At 72.7% G+C, this 18,248-nt stretch carries 14 protein-coding genes and 1 tRNA gene; 7 read left to right on the top strand and 8 right to left on the bottom strand.

The window, feature by feature from the left end; translation table 11 throughout:
* Nucleotides 1-75: 75 nt before the first annotated feature.
* Together KY462_08285 and KY462_08280 are read right to left on the bottom strand one after the other, a co-directional pair.
* Complete coding sequence (locus KY462_08285; GenBank protein ID MBW3577719.1) at nt 76-1,038, bottom strand: hypothetical protein; 963 nt, start codon at nt 1,036-1,038, stop codon at nt 76-78.
* Nucleotides 1,039-1,140: 102 nt separating this feature from the next.
* Complete coding sequence (locus tag KY462_08280) at nt 1,141-1,893, bottom strand: FkbM family methyltransferase (GenBank protein MBW3577718.1); 753 nt, start codon at nt 1,891-1,893, stop codon at nt 1,141-1,143.
* Nucleotides 1,894-2,095: 202 nt separating this feature from the next.
* Between KY462_08280 and KY462_08275 the strand changes: the two genes are divergently transcribed.
* Nucleotides 2,096-2,908: an alpha/beta fold hydrolase gene (locus KY462_08275; GenBank protein MBW3577717.1), complete on the top strand. Its 813-nt coding sequence runs from the start codon at nt 2,096-2,098 to the stop codon at nt 2,906-2,908.
* 46 nt (nt 2,909-2,954) lie between these two features.
* On the opposite strand, the gene KY462_08270 is transcribed toward KY462_08275, so the two are convergent.
* The 5 genes from KY462_08270 to topA form a co-directional block, all read right to left on the bottom strand.
* Nucleotides 2,955-3,593 (bottom strand): dienelactone hydrolase family protein, encoded by a 639-nt coding sequence (locus KY462_08270; protein ID MBW3577716.1) that lies wholly within the window; start codon nt 3,591-3,593, stop codon nt 2,955-2,957.
* A gap of 60 nt (nt 3,594-3,653) precedes the next feature.
* Nucleotides 3,654-3,726 (bottom strand) — tRNA-Thr (locus tag KY462_08265).
* Between the two features lie 62 nt (nt 3,727-3,788).
* Nucleotides 3,789-4,952: a hypothetical protein gene (locus tag KY462_08260; protein MBW3577715.1), complete on the bottom strand. Its 1,164-nt coding sequence runs from the start codon at nt 4,950-4,952 to the stop codon at nt 3,789-3,791.
* Entirely contained in the window at nt 4,949-6,970 is a 2,022-nt protein-coding gene (gene tmk, locus KY462_08255; protein ID MBW3577714.1) for a dTMP kinase, read from the bottom strand. Before tmk ends, KY462_08260 begins: the two co-directional genes overlap by 4 nt.
* A 55-nt stretch (nt 6,971-7,025) precedes the next feature.
* A complete protein-coding gene (gene topA / locus KY462_08250) occupies nt 7,026-9,581 on the bottom strand; it encodes a type I DNA topoisomerase (protein MBW3577713.1) in 2,556 nt (851 codons plus the stop codon).
* Nucleotides 9,582-9,892: 311 nt separating this feature from the next.
* Here topA and KY462_08245 point away from each other — a divergent pair, with 311 nt between their 5' ends.
* On the top strand, nt 9,893-11,989 hold the full coding sequence (locus KY462_08245; GenBank protein ID MBW3577712.1) for a sodium-translocating pyrophosphatase: 2,097 nt from the start codon (nt 9,893-9,895) through the stop codon (nt 11,987-11,989).
* A gap of 25 nt (nt 11,990-12,014) precedes the next feature.
* Here the strand turns inward: KY462_08245 and KY462_08240 are convergent, their stop codons facing one another.
* On the bottom strand, nt 12,015-12,635 hold the full coding sequence (locus KY462_08240) for a class I SAM-dependent methyltransferase (GenBank protein ID MBW3577711.1): 621 nt from the start codon (nt 12,633-12,635) through the stop codon (nt 12,015-12,017).
* Nucleotides 12,636-12,771: 136 nt separating this feature from the next.
* Between KY462_08240 and ppsA the strand changes: the two genes are divergently transcribed.
* From ppsA to KY462_08215, 5 genes are all read left to right on the top strand, one after another.
* Complete coding sequence (gene ppsA / locus KY462_08235) at nt 12,772-15,105, top strand: phosphoenolpyruvate synthase (GenBank protein ID MBW3577710.1); 2,334 nt, start codon at nt 12,772-12,774, stop codon at nt 15,103-15,105.
* Nucleotides 15,106-15,203: 98 nt separating this feature from the next.
* Nucleotides 15,204-15,791 carry a hypothetical protein gene (locus KY462_08230; protein ID MBW3577709.1) on the top strand — a complete coding sequence of 196 codons (588 nt, stop codon included), beginning with the start codon at nt 15,204-15,206 and terminating at the stop codon, nt 15,789-15,791.
* Entirely contained in the window at nt 15,788-16,663 is an 876-nt protein-coding gene (locus KY462_08225) for an LCP family protein (GenBank protein MBW3577708.1), read from the top strand. Before KY462_08230 ends, KY462_08225 begins: the two co-directional genes overlap by 4 nt.
* A gap of 63 nt (nt 16,664-16,726) precedes the next feature.
* Nucleotides 16,727-17,323, top strand: coding sequence for a hypothetical protein (locus tag KY462_08220; GenBank protein ID MBW3577707.1), 597 nt, complete (start codon nt 16,727-16,729; stop codon nt 17,321-17,323).
* Nucleotides 17,320-18,195 (top strand): LCP family protein, encoded by an 876-nt coding sequence (locus KY462_08215; GenBank protein MBW3577706.1) that lies wholly within the window; start codon nt 17,320-17,322, stop codon nt 18,193-18,195. Before KY462_08220 ends, KY462_08215 begins: the two co-directional genes overlap by 4 nt.
* Nucleotides 18,196-18,248 lie beyond the last annotated feature (53 nt).

Raw genomic sequence — 18,248 nt, 5'->3', positions numbered from 1 at the left:
CTGTGAAGCGTTCGCACGCGACGGGATGCTTGCCGAACGCCCCCGAACCGCTCGAGAGTGTCGAGACGAGACCCGTCAGAGGACGTCGCGCAGCACGGACGCCTGCAGCTGCGGGCGATCCGCCTGGGCGTCGGGCGCGGGAGCGGCGGCCTCCTCGCCGGCCGACGGCGGCGCCCCTGTCCGTGGCGGCGGCGGGACGGCCGGGACGTACTCGGCGTCGTCGTCGAGTTCCGTCCCGGCCTCGGGTTCATCCGCGTCGACGGCAGGAGGCGCGGGCGGTTCAGCGGGGTCCTCTGCGATCTGCGCCGGACCGTCGGCTTCGGTCTCGAGCCCCGTGACGACCCGGTCGACGCCGAGGAGGTGCGCGAGCGGGGCGTTGCGGGGATCCTCGGTCAGGCGAGCCAGCAATGACCCGGACGGCCCGGATCGCCGCAGGACATCGAGCGGATCGTCCGTGGCATGAGCGGGGGCGTCGGCGTTCTGGTCGGCCGCTGGCCGGCGCGCATCCCCTGGGGTCTCGTCGGCGAGGTCCGCAGACGGCGCTTCGACCGCTGGCTGGCCCGCGGGCGCCGCAGCCGTGCGCGACACATCGCCGTGGCCGGCGGCCAGCTCGGGGGCCACCGTCCGCTCAGGCGGGCTGACCAGCGCCACGGCGAGGGCGGCCACAACGGTGACGGCCGTGGCGAGCGTCCGCAGCGATGCGGGGACCCGCGACGGACCTGCCCGCGTCTTGCGGGCCGCCGCAGCCAGGATCCACTCGGTCTCGCGTTCGACGACAGCGGCAGCGACCGCGGCGGACAGTGCGTCCTCGAGGTCACGCAGCCGGGCGCGGCGGCGCTCGACGACACGGCGAGCCTCATCGACCTTCCCGGCGTCGCGGAGCAGGAGGGTGGTGAGCAGATCCTCGCTCAGCTCGTCGTGGAAGCTGCGTAGCGCGTCGTCCAAGGCGTGGTTGAGCCGTGCCACGGCGATCTGGGACGGCGGTGTGGTGCGCCGGGCCGGTCGTCGCGGCCGTTCGTCGTGCTGAGCGTTCGCCACCTCACCCCCTCCGCCGACAGTGAAGCCCGCCGACGGAGACTTCGCCACGGCCGGCGCCATTTCCTGCCAGTGACCCGAATCGGACAACTGGGCGTCGGCGGGTCAGCCGGTGGATCGATCGTCGGGCACGAACAGGTAGTTGTTCACCTCGGCCGTGACCCGCTCGCACCGCCGCAGACCATCAAGCGTCAGCGTGTGCATCGTATAACCGCGCTGGGCGAACCATGCGGGCACCTCGTCCGGATCCCGGCCGTACTTGGCGGTGTGGCGGGCCTCGATCTCGCACAGGACGGGCGGCCGGTCCCGAACGATCGTCGCCGCTGCGCCGCGCAGCACGCGCAGCTCCGTCCCTTCCACATCGATCTTCACGAACCCGACCCGCTCGCGCCCCTCGACGATCCCGTCGAGCCGGCCGATCGCGACCCGCTGCTCGGTCGCGCCCCCGAACTCGTCCTCCCAGCCCGCGTAGTAGCGGTCGCCGCCGGGGGACGCATCCAGGTTGCTCCTGAGGAACGTGCGACCGGGCACCGGCAGCAGCCACCGCCGTTGTGGGGTGACGAGGACGTCGTCCCCATCGCGGTCGCTGAGCGCCACCGCGTGGACACGCACGTTGCCGGGGGCCATCAGCGACGTCACGACCCGCAGCACCCGCCGAGAGCGGGGTCGAGGTTCGAAAGCATGCACGCATCCCGCACGCCCCACGAGGCGCGCAAGCGCCACCGCGTACAACCCGTAGCTGGCGCCGACGTCGACGCACACCCCCCCGGGTGGGACCAGGTCCCCCAGGAGCGCCATCTCCTCTTCGAACGACGGCAGCGTGCGGAGCAACCGGCGCTTCCAGCCTCCCGGCTCCACGGCCACTCCCGGGTCGGTGCGGCGGGACCCTACCGGGGTTCCCCCCGTCGCCGGCCCGGCCGAACGCGGCGCCAGAAGAGGGCGAGCGTGCCACACACCTGCTGCGGCCGCGGGTTGGCGCCGCTCGACCGGCGCTCGGACGCCTCGCGGAGCGAACGTTTCTGCAATGGTGGTCGGGTGTCAGCGGCGATCGGTTGACGTCATGGAGTCTCGGCAGGCGTCGGTGGGCGGCGTCCCCGTCCGCTGGGAGGAGCGTGGCGAGGGTCCGCCCGTCGTGCTCGTCCACGGCATCCCGACCAGTCCGGCGCTGTGGCGCCACGTCGTCCCGCTGCTCGACGGGGCGCGGTGCCTGGCGTTCGAGATGGTCGGGTACGGCGAGAGCATCCCCGCCGGCCGCGGCCGCGACATCTCGGTGGCGCAGCAGAGCGACTACCTCCTGGGCTGGCTGGACGAGCTCGCGATCGAGCGAGCCATCCTGGTCGGCCACGACCTGGGTGGGGGCGTGGCCCACATCGCGGCGATCCACCAGCCCCAGCGGTGCGCTGGCCTGCTGCTGACCAACGCCGTGGGGTACGACTCGTGGCCCATCCCCAGCGTCAAGGGCCTGCGGGCGGTCAGCGACGTGTTCGCGCGGCTGCATCCCCGGGCGGTCCAGCCGGTCCTGGCCACGCTGATGGTGCGCGGCCACGATGACCTGCAGCTGGCCCGAGACGCGTTCGCGGTGCACTGGCGTCCGTACTCGGAGCACGACGGGGCGGCGGCGCTCGCGCGGCAGGTGACGTCGCTCGATGTCCGCGACACCCTGGCGGTGCAGGACCAGATCAGGGACCTCGACGTCCCCGCACGCGTGGTGTGGGGTGCGGCGGACCAGTTCCAGAAGGTGCGGTACGGAGAGCGGTTCGCGTGGGACCTCGGCGTCGAGCTGCACCGGATCGAAGGCGCCAAGCACTTCGTCCCCGAGGATCACCCGCACGTCATCGCCGGTGCCATCGACGAGCTGCTCGCCGAGTGGTGACTCCAAGCGCCGAGCGTGCGGCCGGGTCACGCGCCCGCGTCGCCAGCTACGCCAGGTGGGCCACCAGCCAGTCGGAGACGAGCGTGAGCACCTCGTCGCGGGCCTCGAGCAGGTCGTGGCCGGCGCTGGGCAGGATCCGGACATCGGCCGGCCCGCTGGCGCGGGCGGCGAGCGACCGCGACGCCCCGGCGGGCAGGACCCGATCGTTGGCTGCGTGGACCAGCAGCAACGGGCGGTGGCCGAGCCCGGAGACAGCTTCGGCGCCGTAGCTCTGAGTCGCCAGCGTGACGACCGTGACGACAGCGTCGGTCCGGGCGGCCACGCGGACCACGACGGCTCCGCCGAACGAGTGACCGACCAGCGCCACCCGCTCGATCCCCCGCCGGGTGAGCTGCTCGACGCCAACCCCCAGGTCCGCCGTCGCCTCGTCGAGCGACCTCGGGTTGCGGAAGCGCACCCTCAGCGCACCGACGCGACTGGCCGCCAGACGGTGGGCGATCCGCGGGTACAGGTCACGGCCGGGCGTGTCGAACCCGCCGCCGACTCCCCCGACCATGACCGCGGCGGCGGTGGCGCTGGCGGGGAGATGCAGCCGGGTCTGGACGTCACCACGCGGGGTCGGGGTCGTCAGCGACTCCCAGGGCAGGTCGCCGCCCCGGGGGTCGGCGCGGTCACGTTCGGGCATCGCGGCGGTCCTGTGCGGCCGTGACCCGAGCAGGCCAGCGCCCGGATGTTGGAAGGTCGGAGCTGGAGAGGGGACTCGAACCCCTGACCTGCCGCTTACGAGGCGGCTGCTCTACCGGCTGAGCTACTCCAGCGAGTCGAGGAAGGCAGGGTACCGGCGCCCCGAACCGCGCGGCCACCTACCCGTCGCCGACCGTCACTCCCGTCGCACCAGCTCCTGCGACGCTGACTGCTGCAACGGAACGCTCAGGCGGAGCAGCAGCCGCTCGACGTGCAGGTCGGGCTGGCCGTTGTGCTCGAGGGCGTCGAGGCAGTCGGCGACCGCCTGCAGGCCATCGACCGCGACAGCCACCGAGACGCGCGCCGCGTCCCGGCTGAGCGCCTCACGGTGGTCGCGGTTGACCAGGTCGGCCGCGTCTGCTCCGCCCGCCACCGCGATCAGGTCGCGCAGGTACGCGGCGAGATCCGCCAGTGCCGTCCGCAACGCCGCCTGGCCGCCTTCGCGTTCCAGGCGCCGCTCCCGGCGCTCGCGGCGGGTCTTGGCCCCCGCCGGCCACTCGCCGCCGTAGGCCTCCTCCAACCGGGCGCGGTCGCGGGCGTTGCGGTCGCGCTGGTGCCTGGCGCGTCGCTTGGACCAGTCGGTCAGCTCACGCGTCGCCGGGACCGCCGCAGCGGGCCCTTCGTCCGCGAGGCGTCCGACCACCCCGAGGTGGCGGTCGCGAGCCGCGGCGACGTCGGGATCGTGCAACTCCTCGAGCCGTGCCGGTGATCCCATCGCCGCCCGGACCAGGTCCGCGCTGCGCTCACCGATCTCCAGCTCGACGGCGCGGGCGGCCAGGTCGTCGCGGCCCCACTGGACGAAGTCCAGCCGGCGGCAGCGCGAGACGATCGTGCGCAGCAGCTGTGCGTCATCGGCCACCTCCAGCACCCACACCACCGAGGGGGGTGGCTCCTCGAGCAGCTTCAGGAACGCGTTCTGGGTGGCGTCGTGCATGCGGTCAGCCTCGACCACCCGCAGCACCTTGACCCGGCCGTCCAGCAGGGAGCTGGTCGCGGTGGGGATCCACTCGTCGCGGACGGCGTCGACCACGTGGAAGGCGCCCTCCGGCTCGAGGTCGCGCAGCGCCGGGTGGGCACGGCGACGGATCCGCCGGCAGGTGCCACAGGTCGCGCACGCGTACGGGTGGGCGTGGAGGCAGTTGAGGTCGGCAGCCAGGGCAGCGACCGCTTCGGGCTGACCGACGCCGGGTGGGCCGACCAGCAACCAGGCGTGCGCGACCGAGCCGGCGGCGACCGCTGCCCGCAGCGCCGCGGTCGCCGCCGGCTGGCCGATCACGTCACCCCACAGACCCTCGCTCACGCTTGCGTCTCCGTCTCGTGCCCCAGCAGCTCGAAGATGACCTGGCGGATGCGTTGGTGTACCTGGTGCGCCGGTCCGGTGGCGTCGACCACCACGAAGCGGCCCGCATCGGCCGCAGCCCGCTGCCGGAACGCCTCGTTGACCCGCCGGTGGAACTCGACACCTTGGCGCTCCAGCCGGTCGGGGGTGGAGCCGTCGGCCCGTTGGAGTCCCTCCTCCGCGTCGATGTCGAGGAGCACGACCAGGTCGGCGGTCAGGCCTTGCGTGGCCCACCGGTTGAGCTCCTCGATCCGGTCCTCGCCCAGCCCGCGGACCGCCCCCTGGTAGACGATCGACGAGTCCACGTACCGATCGCACAGCACCACCGCGCCCTTGTCGAGCGCGGGGCGGATCACCTCGGCGACGTGCTCGGCGCGCGCCGCGGCGTACAGCAGCGCCTCGGTCCGGTCGGTGACGTCTCGGTCGGGGTCGAGGACGAGGTCGCGCAGCTCCTCGCCGAGCTCGGTGCCCCCCGGTTCGCGGGTCACGACCACGTCGTACCCGGCGTCGGCCAGAGCGTCACGGAGCAGCCGCAGCTGCGTGGACTTCCCGGCTCCTTCGCCGCCCTCGAACACCACGAACGTCCCGGTCCCGGTGGTGGGTTGGGGCCGCGGCCGGTCGTGCAGCCGCTCGAGCTCGCGGGTGGCCCACACCGCACCGGCCACGGCGATCAGCCCGCCGACGGCCATCGTCACCCGCACGCCACCGATGTCGTACCCGCCGACCGCCTCCAGGCCGAGCACCCCGACCACCGCCGGGCCGACCACCAGGCTGAGGAACAGCGCGAGACGCACTCCGGTGTGGAACACCGCGAACGCCCGGCCGCGGATCTCGTCGCCGGCGTTCTCCTGCAGCAGGGTGTAGCCGGTCACGAACGCCAGGCCGGTGCCGGCGCCCATCACGAACGCCGCCGCGGACGCGAGGCCGAGGTTGGGCATCAGGGCCACCACGAACGCGAACGCCCCGCCCACCCCGACCCCCGGCCCGAACAGCCGGTCCTTGCCGAAGTGGCGGTCCAGCGGCACGGCCGCGAGCAACCCGACCAGCATCCCGGCGCCCACCACCGCGACCAGCAGCCCGAACCCGGACTGGCCGGACCCGATCACGCTGACGAACAGCTTCGCCAGCGCGAACAGCAGGCCACCCGCGAACGCGGCAGCCATCACGCCGACGATCAGGGCACGCAGCCTCGGCCGGGTCGCGACGAAACGCAGACCCTCCTTGACCTCTTGCAACGCGCGCGTGCCCAGCGACGTCTCGGTCGCCTGGGCGGGGGCTTCCTGCGGCGGGAACCGCATCCCGAAGAACAGCCACGCCGACAGCCAGAAGGTCAACGCGTTCGCCCAGATCGCGACCGACTCCGGCCGTTGCGCGACGATCTCCCACGCCGGCAACAGTCCCCTCAGCTGCACGAACGCGGCGAACAACACCCCGCCCAGGGGCAGCGTCCCGTAGGTGACGATCAACGTGAGCTGGTTGGCCTGCACCAGCCGTTCACGCGCGACGATGTTGGGCAGCGTCGCTTCCTTCGCCGGCGAGAACACCATCGAGAACAGCTCGATCACGAACGACGCGACGAACAGCTGGAAGAAGTCCTGCGCGAAGGGAATCACGGCCATGATCAGCCCGCGACTGACGTCGGTCACGATCAGTGTCCGCTTGCGATCCCACCGGTCGGCGTAGACGCCGGCCACCGGCCCCAGGACCAGCATCGGCAGGATCCGGGCGACCATCACACCCGACAGGGCGAACGCCGCCGCCCGCGACGCGCGGCCGACGACGGTCTCGGTCAGGGCCAGGATCGCCAGGACCCCGACCCAGTCCCCGAGGCTGGAAGTCAGACTGGCGAAGAAGAAGCGCCTGTAGCGCGCGTCGGCGAGCAGCGCGACGTAGGCGGAACGCTCCCACCATCCGAGCCCGCCCAACAGCTGTTCGCCACCGTCCCCGGCCGAGGAACGGTCGCGTCGGTCCGTGGCCACGTTCTCCTGGCAGTCGTCGCACGGCGCCGCGATCGTAGTGCTGGAGCCCCGCAGGTCAGGCGGTGGCGGCCTCGCGCCCACCGACGGTGTCGCCGGCCCGGTCGTCCGCGCCGGGTTCGTCGGCCTGGCCAGCCTCGGCTTCGGCGATCTCTTCCCAGGTCGGCCCCTCGTAGCCGGGCAGGTCCGGGTCGAGCCCCTCGACGCCGTCGACCGCCGGGACGGTCACGACCCGCGGCGGGTCGAAGTCGTCCAGCTCGATCTTGTGCGGGTCCTCGGGGTTGGCGCAGGTCGCGATCGGCCGTTTGCGGTTCCGCGGGGGCGGCTTGAGCGGCGCCCCGCAGTGGGGGCACGGTTCGCGCAGCGGCACGCTCCACACCGCGAAGTCGCAGTCGGGGTACCGGCTGCAGCCGACGAACGGTTTGCCGTACCGGCTCTTGCGCTGATCGACCTTGCCCTCGCCGCACTTGGGGCAGGTGAACCGGGTGCGGGCCGCGACGTTGACGATGCCCTTGCACGACGGGTAGTCGACGCAGCCATAGAACTCCCCGAACCGGCCGCTGCGACGCACCATCGGTTTCCCGCAGTTGGGGCAGGCGACGCGCTCGTCGGGCTCGGGTTCGGGCTCGGGTTCGGTCACCCGGCCGTGCTCGTCGAGGGGGAGCGTCCCCTCGCAGTCGGGCCAGCGGCTGCACGACGCGAACCACTGCTTGGACTTGCCGGAGAACACCTTCTCCATCGGCGTGCCGCACACGGGACACGCGGCCGGAGGGATCAGCGGCAGCCGCGGTCGCTCGGGCTTGCGCTCGCGGACCCAGTGGTCGACCTCGTCCAGGAACTGCTGGACCATGGCGGCCCAGTCCTCCTCGCCGCCGGCGATCTCGTCCAGCTCCTCCTCCATGCGGGCGGTGAACTTGACGTCGACGACCTCGCCGAAGTGCGCCTTCAGGAACGCCGTCACGACCTCGCCCAGCGGGGTGGCCACGAACCGACGGCCCTCCAACCGGACGTACTCGCGCGCCACGATCGTGGAGATGATCGACGCGTACGTCGACGGACGCCCGATCCCCTCCGCTTCGAGGATCTTGACCAGCGACGCCTCGGTGTAGCGCGGCGGCGGCTGGGTGAAGTGCTGGTTGGCGGTGAGGTCGTCGAGCCTGAGGACCTGACCCTCCTCGAGGTCGGGCAACCGGTCGCTGACCTCGCCGTCGCCTTCGTCGTCCTCGTCGCGTCCTTCGAGGTAGACGGCGATGAACCCGTCGAACTTGATCACCTGGCCGGTCGCGCGGAAGGTGAACTCCTCGCCCCCGGCCTCCACGCCGGCGATGTCCGCCGACAGACGGTCCATCACCGCCGGCGCCATCTGTGTGGCGACGGTCCGCTTCCAGATCAGCTCGTACAGGCGCTGCTGGTCGCGGTCGAGCTGCCCGCGGAGCGACTCGGGGACGCGCCGGGCCGAGGTCGGCCGGACCGCCTCGTGCGCCTCCTGGGCGCGCTTCTGCTTGGTCCGGTAGCGGCGTGGCTGGTCGAGGGCGTACCGCTCCCCGTACCGCTCACCGACCAGGGCGTTCAGCTCGCGCAGCGCCACGTCGGAGAGGTTCACCGAGTCGGTCCGCATGTAGGTGATCAGCCCGACCTGCCCCTCGCCGCGCAGGTTGACGCCCTCGTACAGCTTCTGCGCCACCGTCATGGTGCGCTTGGCCGAGAAGCCGAGCTTGCGTGCGGCCTCCTGCTGCAGGGTCGAGGTGGTGAACGGCGGGGAGGGGTTGCGACGGGTCTCGCTGCGGCGGACCGCACGGACCTCGAACCGGTCGACGCCGTCGATCCGGGCGCGCAGCGTCTGCGCGGCGTCGGCGTCGGCGATCAGCAGGTAGTCGTCGACGTCGCGACGCTCGGAGGTCTCCGCCCGCTCCAGGTCGCGGGGCGTGGCCAGCCGCCGGTCGCCGACCGCGTGCAGCGACGCCTGGACCGGGGAGCGCGCCTGAAGATCGTCTCGGGAGCGGAACGTCCCCTCGAAGCTCCAGTACTCCTGCTCGACGAAGGCCCGGATCTCGTTCTCCCGGTCGACGATCAGCCGCAGCGCCACCGACTGGACCCGCCCCGCCGAGATCCCGGCCGACACGGTGCGCCACAGCACCGGCGACAGGCGGTACCCGACGATGCGGTCGACCGCCCGCCGGGCCTGTTGGGCGTCGACCAGGTCGAGGTTGATCGGGCGCGGGTCGGCGAACGCCGCGCGGATCGCGTCGCGGGTGATCTCGTCGAAGATCACCCGGTTGGCTTGGCGCGCATCGAGCCCCAGGATCTCCGCGACGTGCCAGGCGATCGCCTCGCCTTCGCGGTCCAGGTCCAGCGCCAGCCACACCCGTTCGGCGTCCTTGGCCGCCTGGCGGAGCTTGGTCACGTGCTTCTTGGAGCCCGACGGGACCTCGTAGTGCAGTCGCGCCCCGCCGTCGTCGACCTCGACCGCGAAGTCCGACTTGGGCAGGTCGCGGATGTGTCCGTAGGACGCCACGACCCGGTACCCCTCGCCGAGGTACCGCTCGATGGTCTTGGCCTTGGTCGGCGACTCGACGACCACCAGCTGGGGCCGGTCGCGTTGCGTCTCGGTCATCCAACTCATCCCGTCGCTGGAGCGCCCTGCTCCGGGGGCCGCGCACGGTGGAGCAAGTCTGCTGCCCTGTCAACCACACGGACTACCGCCTGCCGGTTGCGAGCGGCCCCTGCGGACCCGTCCGTTCGCGCCGAGCGTCGCACCGACCGGCGGCCGGGACACCAGCCACCCCGACGTGGCCGCGCGGCGGCGTGCGCTACGCTCCCCGCCCGTTCCGGCGTCCTCGAGCGCGCCGCCACCGCAATCCACCCCAACCCCGACGACCGGGCAGGTGAGCGCCGCATGCGCCTGGCCGGGCTGGAGACGTCACCGTGCAAGTGATCCCCTACCTCGCCGTCGCCGCTGCCCTCGCCGGGCTGGCCCTCGCCGCCTACTTCTCGAGCGTGGTGCACCGCGCCGACGAAGGCACGGAGCGGATGCAGGAGATCGCCGCCGCGATCCGCGAGGGCGCGATGGCGTTCCTGCGGCGCGAGTACCGCTGGGTCGCGGTGTTCGTGGCAGCCATGTCCGTCCTGATCTTCGTGGTGCTGCCCTACGGCCGCCCATGGGGGGCGCTCGCCTACCTCCTGGGCGCAGGACTGTCGGGGGCCGCCGGGTTGGTCGGGATGCGCATCGCCACCGCTGCGAACGTCCGCACCGCCAACGCGGCCCGTCACGGCGCTCACCGCGCGCTGCCCCTGGCGTTCCGGGGCGGCGCGGTGATGGGCTTCACGGTCGCCGGGTTCGGGCTGCTGGGCATCGCGGTGGCCTACATCGTGTTCGTGCAGCTGTTGCGGGTGAACGACGCCTTCCAGGTCGTGGCGGCGTTCGGGCTCGGCGGCTCGTCGATCGCTCTGTTCGCCCGCATCGGTGGCGGGATCTACACCAAGGCGGCCGACGTGGGCGCGGACCTGGTCGGGAAGGTCGAGGCCGGGATCCCCGAGGACGACCCGCGCAACCCCGCCACGATCGCCGACAACGTCGGTGACAACGTCGGCGACGTCGCCGGAATGGGCGCCGACCTGTTCGAGTCGTACGCCGGCGCGATCGTCGCCCCGATGGTGCTGGCGGCCCTGCTGTTTGGGGGGGTCGGTGCCCGCGGTGAGCTCGCCCCGGACTTCACGAACCTGCAGCGCGCCACCTTCCTGTACCCGCTGCTGGTTGCGGCGCTGGGGATGCTCGCCTCGATCCTGGGGGCCCTGCTCGTCCGCGGCCGGAAGGGCACGAGCCTGTCGCGCCAACTGCACCGCGGCACCAACGTCGCGCTGTTGCTGACCGCGATCGCGGCCGTGGCCGGTGCCTACTGGGTGTTCGGTACGGGGGTGCCGCAGGTCACCAACCCGCTGTACATGGCCACCGCGATCGTGGTCGGCCTGGTCGCCGGGTACGCGATCGGGTTCACGTCCGAGTACTACACCTCGGCCCACTACACGCCGGTGAAGCGGCTCGCCGGTCAGTCCGAGACCGGCTCGGCGACGGTGATCATCGGCGGGATCGCCGAGGGGATGCTGTCGACGGTCGCATCGGTGGCGCTGGTGGTCGGCGCGATCGGGCTGGCCTACGCCGCCGGGCAGGCCGCCATGCCCGGCATCGGCGAGTCCGGCCTGTACGGCGCGGCCCTCGCCGCGATCGGGATGCTGGCCACGACCGGCGCGGTGGTCTCGGTCGACGCGTACGGTCCGATCTCGGACAACGCCGGTGGCATCGCCGAGATGTCGGAGCTGCCGCCCGAGGTCCGCGAGGTCACCGACTCGCTCGACGCGTTGGGCAACACCACCGCCGCGGTCGCCAAGGGCTTCGCGATCGGGTCCGCGGCGCTGACGGCCCTGGCCCTGTTCCGCGCGTTCACCGCGGCGGTCGGCCTCGAGCGCATCGACATCCAGGACGTGTCGGTGGTGATCGGGCTGTTCCTCGGGTCGATGGTCACGTTCGCGTTCGCCGCGTTGACCATGAAGTCGGTGGGCCGGGCCGCCAACAAGATGATCGTGGAGGTCCGCCGCCAGTTCGCCGAGATCCCCGGCCTGCGTGAAGGGCGGGTCGGGGCACGACCCGACTACACCCGCTGCGTGGACATCTCCACCGCCGCGGCGCTCCGCGAGATGGTGGTGCCGGGGACGCTGGCGGTGGCGCTCCCACTGGTGGTCGGGCTGATCAGCACGCCGGCGCTGGGTGGGTTCCTGGCCGGCGCGCTCGTGACCGGGTTCCTCCTGGCGATCTTCATGGCCAACGCCGGCGGGGCGTGGGACAACGCCAAGAAGTACATCGAGGCCGGCAACCTCGGCGGGAAGGGATCCCACGCGCACAAGGCCGCGGTCGTCGGTGACACGGTGGGCGACCCGTTCAAGGACACCTCCGGGCCCGCCATGAACATCCTGATCAAGGTCATGACGATCGTCGCGCTGGTGTTCGCCCCGGCGTTCCTGCCGTGACGGGCCCTGGCTCACACCTGCCGGCTCACACCTTCCGGCCGAAGCCGGCCACCCAGGCGCGGTCGCGGTCCACCAGCGGGTCGGGACGGAGCTCGACCTGCACGTCGCGCAGCCCGTGTGACGCCAGCAGGACCTCGACCTCGTCCTCGGTCGCCTCGGAACGGTAGACCCGCCCCAGGACGTGGTCGTCGACCGGGGCGAGGTCTGCGCTACCCCGGGCGCACGAGAAGTACACCGGTCCGGTGTCGAGGTGGTACAGCAGCCGGGCGAAGATGTCACGCCACGCCGAGCGCGGCAGGTGGACCAGCGCCCCCGACAGCCACAGGCCCTGGAAGGTGCGCGGACCGAACGGCAGCCGGTCGTAGGGGCCGCACACCAGCGGGTGCTTGGGCAGCAGCAGCCGCGCCTCACGCAGCGCACCCAGCGACAGGTCCACACCGACCGGCCGCAGACCCATGTCGGTGAGGTTGCGCAGGTCGCTGGCGGGTCCACATCCCACGTCGAGGATCAGCGCCCCGGCTGCGGCCAGCCCCGCGAACCGACGGACGTCCTGCAGGGGGCGCCGGCGGCGCAGCGCCTCCTGGTAGGCACGGGCGTGCTGGTCGTACGCCGCGATGCTGGTCGCGGTCCGCTCGTCCAGCTGCACGTGGTCCCCCGTCCGGCCGCGCACAGATGGTAGGGCGCCGGAAGCGCAGGCGTTCTCACTGGCCGAACGGGGCGAGGAGGACACACCCATCCTCGTAGGCTCGACGTGCCGCAACTCAACGGCGCCGGGAGGGTCGATGAGCGAGCTGGTGGCCGAGTTCGCCGAGCTGTCCAAGGACGACACCGACCTGGCGGGCGGCAAGGGCGCCAACCTCGGGGAGCTGGTCACCGCGGGTCTGCCCGTCCCACCGGGGTTCGTGGTCACCGCTGCGGCGTACCGGGCGGCGATGGAGCAAGCCGGGACGCGCGAGGAGCTTCGCGAGCTCACGGGCGAGGCCGACGTGGACGACCCCGACCAGGTCCAGCGGCTCGCCGAGCGGGCCCGTGAGGTGGTACGGGACGCGGGCATCCCCGACGACCTCCGCGAGGCGGTGCTGGCCGCCTACCGCGACCTCAGCGACGACGGCACCGTGCTGGTGGCGGTGCGGTCGTCGGCCACCACGGAGGACACCGAGGAGGCGTCCTTCGCCGGGATGAACGAGACGTTCACGAACGTCAGCGGTGAGGACGCCCTGCTCGAGCGGCTCGTGGACTGCTGGGCGTCGATCTTCAGCGAGCGGGTACTCACCTACCGCGCAAGGCGCGGCATCGAGGACGAACCCGCCATCGCGGTCGTGATCCAGCGCATGGTCGATGCGGACCGGGCCGGCGTGGTGTTCACGGTGGATCCGAGCGGGGACCGCGACGAGATGATCATCGAGGCCGCGTTCGGGCTCGGCGACGCGGTGGTGGCCGGCGAGGTCGAACCCGACACGTACGTGCTGCACCGCGGCGACGATGGCGTCGAGGTCGCTGACGTGCGGATCGGCCAGAAGCAGAAGAAGATCGTCCGCGGCGACGGGGGAGGCAACCGCGAGGTGGAACTCGACGAGGACGAGGCGTCGCGCCGGGTCCTCGACGACGATCAGCTGCTCGAGTTGGCGGAGCTGGCACTGCGGGTCGAGGAGCACTACGGCGCCCCGCAGGACATCGAGTGGGCGGCGGAAGACGATGAGGTCTTCCTGGTCCAGACGCGCCCGATCACCACCCTGGAGGAAGACGAAGCCGGCGACGACGAAGCCGGCGACGAGGAACCCATCGCCGCCGCCGAGGTCCTGGTCGAAGGGCTGGGCGCGTCCACCGGGATCGCAGCGGGAACGGTGCGGGTCCTGGAGTCCCCGGACCAGGGCGACCGCTTCGAGGACGGCGACATCCTCGTCACCGACATGACCGCGCCCGACTGGGTCCCGATCATGAGCCGGGCTGCGGCGTTCGTGACCGACAGCGGCGGGATGACCAGCCATGCGGCGATCGTGGGCCGAGAGATGCAGGTGCCGTGCGTCGTGGGGACCGGCGACGCCACGAGCAAGCTCTCCGGCGGCGCCACGGTCACCGTCGACGGCAAGGCCGGCGTGGTGTACGCCGGGGACGTCACCGACCAACTGCAGGAGCCGCGGCGCGGCGGGACTGCGGCCGCCTCCGGCGAGCGTGAGCGACCGCAGGAGGCGATGATCCCCCTGGCGACGCAGCTGTACGTCAACCTGGCGATCCCGCGCCGTGCCGAGGAGGCGGCCGAGCTCCCGGTGGATGGCGTCGGGCTGCTGCGTGCCGAGTTCCTGATCACCGAGGCGCTGCAGGGTGAGCACCCGCGGTACGTCCTGGCGCAGGGCCGCCGCGAGGAGGCAGCCGCCGCGATGGCCGAGAAGATCCTGCAGATCGCCCGACCGTTCCACCCGCGCCCGGTCATCTACCGCGCGACCGACTTCAAGACCAACGAGTTCCGGGGCCTCAAAGGCGGTGAGGAGTACGAGCCGCAGGAGGAGAACCCCATGCTCGGCTACCGCGGCTGCTTCCGCTACGTCCGCGACCCCGAGGTGTTCTCCTTCGAGCTGGAGGTCCTGGCGCGCGTCCGGGAAGAGACGGACAACCTGCACCTGATGATCTCGTTCGTGCGCACCCGTTGGGAGCTGGAGGAGTGCCTGGAGGCGATCGACGCGAGCCCGCTCGGCGACGACCGCAGCTTGAAGCGATGGGTCATGGCGGAGGTCCCGTCGGTGGTGTACCGGATCCCCGAGTACGCCGAGCTGGGCATCGACGGGGTCTCGATCGGGTCGAACGACCTGACCCAGCTGATGCTGGGCGTCGACCGTGACAACCCGGTGCTCGCGGAGCTGTTCGACGAGATGGACGCGGCCGTCCTCGACGCGGTGCGGCGCATCATCGTGGCGTGCCGCGAGTCGGGCCTGACGTCGTCGCTGTGTGGCCAGGCTCCCTCCGACCGCCCCGAGTTCGCCGAACAGCTGGTCCGGTTCGGGATCACGTCGATCTCGGTCAACGCCGATGCGGCGCTGGATGCGCGCCGGATCATCGCCGCGGCGGAACGACGCCTGCTGGTGGAGTCCGCCCGCGACGACGGCGCAGCGGTCCGCTAACGGGCTGCCGGTCGGCGGCGGCGGGGTCACGGCTGCTAGCGTTCGCGTGCCGACTCGACTCGTCCGACCGTGGTGGACGGACCCCCCGTGGCTCGAACGTGATCCGCCGTGCCGTGGCGGGCCTGCTGGTCGGCGGTGCATTGCTGGGCGCCTGCGACGGTGGCGGCGGCTCGGAGGCCCGCCCGGCTCCGACCGCCGACGCGACCGAGGCCACCGACGCGGCTGCTTCCCCCGCACCGGTGCGGGGAGAACCCACGGTGCTGGTGCAGAGCACGTCCAACGGGCCGATCGTCTTCCACGACCGCCCCAGGCCGCCCGCGGACGAGGCCGCGGCAGGCGCGATGGTGCAGCAGGCCACCGACTGGCTCGACCGCCACCTCACCGACCTGCAAGCCGGAGGCGGGGGCCTGCTGGCCGAGGTCGCCGCCGACGGGCTCCTCGACGGCGCTGACCCGGCACTCCTGGCGTCGGTCACAAGTGACCTGACCGGTCCCGACCGCCCCGTGCGCACGGCCCTGTACCACGTGGTGGTGGCCGAGGAGGGCGCCCCGGCGTTCCTGCGGATGACGGCGCTGGTGGAGACCACCGACGGCCGCATCACCCGGACCGGGTACGTGTTCGCCGGCGCGGACCCGGCGGTGTTGCTGGCCGCCGGGCCCGACCCGCTCCCCGAGACGCTGCGGTGAGTCGGCCCACCGCTTGCATGACCACCGTCGCCACCGCCGCGGTCGCCGTGCTCGTCGCCGCCGCGGTCGCCGCTGCCGCTGCGGTGGCGTACCTGGCCGCGCCCGTCCGCGACGACGGCTTGATCGTGCTGCTGGTGATCGGCTCGGACGGCGGCCCGCCGCGCGCGGGTAGCCCGCTGTCGGCCCGCGCCGACGGGCTGCACCTGCTGGTGGTCTCCGCCGACCGTCAGCACGCCTCGATCCTGGACTTCCAGCGCGACTCGTACGTGCCGGTCCCCGGCCGCGGACGGACCAAGATCAACGCCTGCCTCAACGCCGGCCCCGACACCTGCGTCGCCACGATCGAGTCGCTGACCGGGATCGACGTCGACTACTGGTACCTGACCGACTTCCGGGGGCTGGCTGCCGCCATCGACGCGATCGGCGGGCTGCACCTCGACGTGGAGGAGCGCCTCAAGGACCCGTTCTCGGGGACCGACCTGCACCCCGGAGCGCAGGTCGTCGACGGCGGCCAGACGCTGGCGTACACCCGCGACCGCAAGTCGCGCGCCAGCGGCGACAAGGGTCGCGCCGCTGCGCACGCCAAGGTGCTGCAGTCGCTGCACGCCCAGCTGGTCGGGGAGGGTCCGTCCGTGACGCGGATCGCGGAGCTGGTCGGCTACCTGCGCGCCACCACGGTGAGCAGCGCCGACACCGCCGACAGCCTGCGGCTGGCGCTGCTGGGGATGCGGATCCCCCCGCAGAACGTGCGCAGCCAGGTCGCTGACGCCCGGATCGGCCGCGCGGGGAACGCCAGCGTGGTGTTCCTCACGCCCACCGCCCAAGCCCAGATCGCCGACCTGCGCGACGACGGGATCCTCGGCCCGCCGTGACCGCTCGGCCGGACGACGGGGCGCCGCTGATACCGTCGGCCCGTTGTGGAGGAGGTGGCGCCGGTGACCCGCGTCCCCAAGGTGGTCGTGCTGGCGGCAGCAGCCACGCTCCTGGCGGTCGCCTGTGACGGGGGTCGGGCTCCTGACCCGTCGCCGTCACCAACACCGACCGAGACCCCCACCACGCCCGACGTCGAGCCGGTGTCGGGGGCGGTCGAGCTGGACGTCAGATCGGTGCACAACGGTGCAGCCGTCTTCAACGCCGGCGACCCCAACGCACGGGTGCCCAGCCCCGACGAGGCGGCGATCCAGGCGTTCGTGCAGGCGGTCCAGGACTGGCTGAACCGTCACCTGACCGATCTCCGCGCCGGCGGGGAGGGGCTCCTGGCGGAGGTCGCCGCGCCGGGGCTGCTCGACGGCGCCGCACCTGAGGCGGTGGTGGCGGTCACGACCGCCCTGACCGGCCAGGACCGGCCGGTGAGCAGCGCCACGTACCGTTTCCTGGTCGCCGAGAGCGGCGGACCACAGTGGGGCCGCGTCACGGTCGACGTCGCGGGACCGGACGGCAGCGTCACCGCCGCCGAGTTCGTCTTCACGCCTGGCGATCCGCGCCCCGTGCTGGTGGGGGCCGGCCCGGCCCAGTCGGGAGGTGCGCCGTGAGACGACCGTCGCGATCGACCGCCCGCGCCGCGGCCGTGGTCGCCACGCTCGCCGGCCTGGTCCTGGCCACCGCCGCTGTGGCCGCCGAGCGGTTGCTGCGCGCCCCGGTCGACGATGGCGTGATCACCCTGCTGCTGCTGGGCGCCGACGAGGGTCCCTACCGTGGCGGCACCCCCTTGAGCGCCCGCGCTGACGCGTTCCACCTGCTGTTCGTCTCGCCCGACCGCCAGCATGCCACGTTCGTCGACTTCCCCCGCGACGCGTACGTGCCGCTGCCCGGACAGGGGCGCACTAAGATCAACGCCTGCCTGGCGTCGGGTCCCGACAACTGCGTCCGCGCGGTCGAGCAGAACTTCGGTGTGGACGTCGACCACTACCTGCTGACCGACTTCCGGGGTCTGGCATACGGGGTGGAGGGGATCGGCGGGGTCGAGATCGAGGTCGAGCGTCGCCTGGTCGACGCTCAGGCGGAAGCCAACCTGCAGCCGGGCCGCCAGATCCTCGACGGGCGCCAGGCCTTGGCGTTCAGCCGGGCCCGCAAGAGCCGGCCCAACGGCGACTTCGGCCGGGCCGGGGCGCAGGCGCGGCTGCTCACCGCCGCCCACCGCCAGGTCGTCGCCGGCGGTGTCGGGGTGGCTCGCGCCGCGGAGCTGGCCGGTCTCGTGGCGCAGACCACCGTGACCGACGCACCCACCGCGACGCTGCTGCGGTACGGGTTCGCGGCGATGACGCTTCCGCCGGACAACGTCGCGATCGTGACCCTGCCGGGCAACGTCGGGAGCGCCGGCGGGGCCAGCGTCGTGTTCCTGCCCGACCGGGCGTACGCGCTGATCCGCGACGCAGCCGACGACGGGGTGGTGGCCGGCCGGTAACGTCGCCCCGTGGTCGAGCACGCCGCGCTGCACGACCCTCGGGACGTCCTCGA

The sequence above is a fragment of the Actinomycetota bacterium genome (genome assembly GCA_019347675.1).
Taxonomy (GTDB): domain Bacteria; phylum Actinomycetota; class Nitriliruptoria; order Nitriliruptorales; family JAHWKO01; genus JAHWKW01.
This window is presented reverse-complemented; position numbering and strand designations above follow the sequence as displayed.